Raw genomic sequence first — 2,295 nt, 5'->3', positions numbered from 1 at the left:
CCCCGCGCCCCCCGGGCCCCCCCGCGCCCCCCCCGCCCCGCCCCGCCCTCTATGCCCCCCCGGGCCGCGCTTGTGCGCGCCCCCCTGGGGCCGGCCGCCCCCCCGCCCCCCGATCACGATCGGCGGGTACGGGCGCTGGACGGGCTTGGGGTTGCAGAACGCCCCGGTGAGGCGGACGTGGCTGCCGTCGAAGTCGAACGGCTCGGTCTCGGTCCACAGCCGGCGTATGACCGCACACGCCTCGGCGAGGCTCGCGACCGCGTGGGCGGAGTCGTGGAAGGGCAGGCCGTGCGCCTCGTACTCGCGCCTGGCGACCGGATGGTCCGGGCGGGAGCCCACGCCGATGCCGAAGTCGAGCCGGCCGCCGGAGACGACGTCGACGGTGGCGGCGATCTTGGCCAGCATCGCGGGCGGCCGGAACCGGTTGCTGGTCACCAGCACGCCGAGCCGCAGTCGCCCGGTCGCGGCGGCGAGGGCCGAGAGCAGCGTCCAGCCCTCGTAGGCCGGTCCCTGCGGGTCGCCGCCGATCGGCATGAGGTGGTCGAACAGCCACGCGTGCTCGATCTCCGGGACGGCGTCCGCCTCGCGCCAGACCCGCAGAATATCGGCGTAGCCGACCTGCATGGGTGGTGTCATGATCCCGAAACGGGGTCGGGACGGGTTCGGCATGGTTCCGTTCGTCCTTTCAACAGGGCGCGGTGTGCGCGCCGTTCGGAAGGGGGACGCCGCTCGCCGCGCACCTCGCCGCTCCGGTGGCGGACGCCGCTTACCCGCGCGCCTCGCCGCTCCGGTGCGTCCTGACGGCCGGGGGGGGGGGCGGGGGGGGGGGGCCCGCCCCCCCCGGCCCCGCGGCCCCCCCCCCCCCGGGGGCGGGGGCCGGGGGGGGGGGGGGGGGGGGGGCGGGGCGGGGGGGGCGCGGGCGCCGCCCCCGCCCCCCCCCGGGGGCCGCCCCCCCCCCCCCCGCGCCCCCCCCCCCCCGGGGGCGCCCCCCCGGGGGGGGGCGCGCCGGCGGGGCGCCGGCGCGCCGGGCGCTCAGCGGCGCCGCAGCGACGGGTCGAGCAGGGCGGGCGGTGTGTCGATCTTCTCGTCCGCGGCGAGGTCGGTACCGGGGGCGACGACGGCGTCGATCGCGTCGAGCACGTCGGCGGAGAGCACGGTGTCCGAGGCGGCCAGCTGCGTGTGCAGGTGGTCCAGCGTGCGGGGGCCGATGAGGGCGCTGGTCACCGCGGGGTGCGCGGTGACGAATCCGAGCGCCAGCTGGATCATGGTCAGGCCGGCCTCGTCGGCGATCTTCGCCAGCTGCTCGACGGCGTCGAGCCTGACCCGGTTGGCGGGGACGGAGAGGTCGAAGCGTCCCGGCAGGAACGCCGAGCGCCTGGTGGTGATCTCCCGGCCCGCGCGGATCGCGCCGGAGAGCCAGCCCGAGGCCAGCGGGCTCCACGCCAGCACACCGAGGCCGTACTGCTCGGTGACGGGCAGCACATGGGTCTCGATCCCGCGCTGAAGGATCGAGTAGCTCGGCTGCTCGGTGACGTAGCGGCTGAGGTGGTTCTCCCGGGCCGTCCACTCTGCCTGCACGATGCGGTAAGCGGGGAACGTCGAGCTGCCGAAGTACCTCACCTTTCCGGCCCGTTGCAGGTCGGTCAGGGCCGAGAGGGTCTCCTCGTCGCTGGTGTTCGGGTCCCACCGGTGGATCTGGAAGAGGTCGACGTGGTCGACACCGAGGCGGCGCAGGCTGTTGTCCAGCTCGGTGACCAGCCAGCGGCGCGAGCTGCCGGCATGGTTCCGCTCTTCGCCCATCGGCATGCCCGCCTTCGTGGCCAGGATGATGTCGTCGCGGCGGCCGGCGATGGCCTTGCCGACCATCTCCTCGGACTCGCCGTCGCTGTACATGTCGGCGGTGTCGATGAGGTTGACCCCGCCTTCGAGCGCGGCGTCGACGATGGCGGTGGCGTCGTCCTGTGTGGCGCCGCCCGCCGTGCCGAAGTTCATCGCGCCGAGCGCGAGGGAGCTGACCTGCACACCGGTACGGCCCAAGGTGCGGTACTGCATGATGTGTCCTCCATTGCAGATGAAGTGTGACGGCGTTACGGGTGCGGCGTGACGCCCTACGGGTGGGCGTCACGGCCTCGCACCGCTGCGCGGCGGGCGGCGCACGGCCCGGGGGGGCTCTCGGCGCGGGTGGATCGCGGGGGGGGGGGGCGCGGGGCCCCCCCCCCCCCCCCCCCACCCCCCCGGGGGGGGGGGGCGCCCGGGGGGGGGGGGGGGGGGGAGGCTCGCCGAGCACCTGCACGA

At 76.4% G+C, this 2,295-nt stretch carries 2 protein-coding genes; both read right to left on the bottom strand.

The features are described 5' to 3' along the window. A partial coding sequence (locus LCE31_RS06945) for an LLM class flavin-dependent oxidoreductase (RefSeq protein ID WP_374118420.1) occupies window positions 1–636 on the bottom strand: 636 nt, incomplete at its 3' end. Window positions 637–1,032: 396 nt separating this feature from the next. After that, window positions 1,033–2,052: an aldo/keto reductase gene (locus LCE31_RS06940; RefSeq protein ID WP_225013107.1), complete on the bottom strand. Its 1,020-nt coding sequence runs from the start codon at window positions 2,050–2,052 to the stop codon at window positions 1,033–1,035. Window positions 2,053–2,295 lie beyond the last annotated feature (243 nt).

The organism is Streptomyces sp. 8L (assembly GCF_020176795.1).
Taxonomy (GTDB): Bacteria; Actinomycetota; Actinomycetes; order Streptomycetales; family Streptomycetaceae; genus Streptomyces.
Note: the sequence above shows the minus strand (reverse complement) of the source record. Positions and strands in the feature narration are given on the sequence as shown.

Excerpts from the sequence above, each read along its gene's own strand:
- LCE31_RS06940 (WP_225013107.1), bottom strand. The coding sequence starts at position 2,052 with ATGCAGTACCGCACCTTGGGCCGTACCGGTGTGCAGGTCAGCTCCCTC.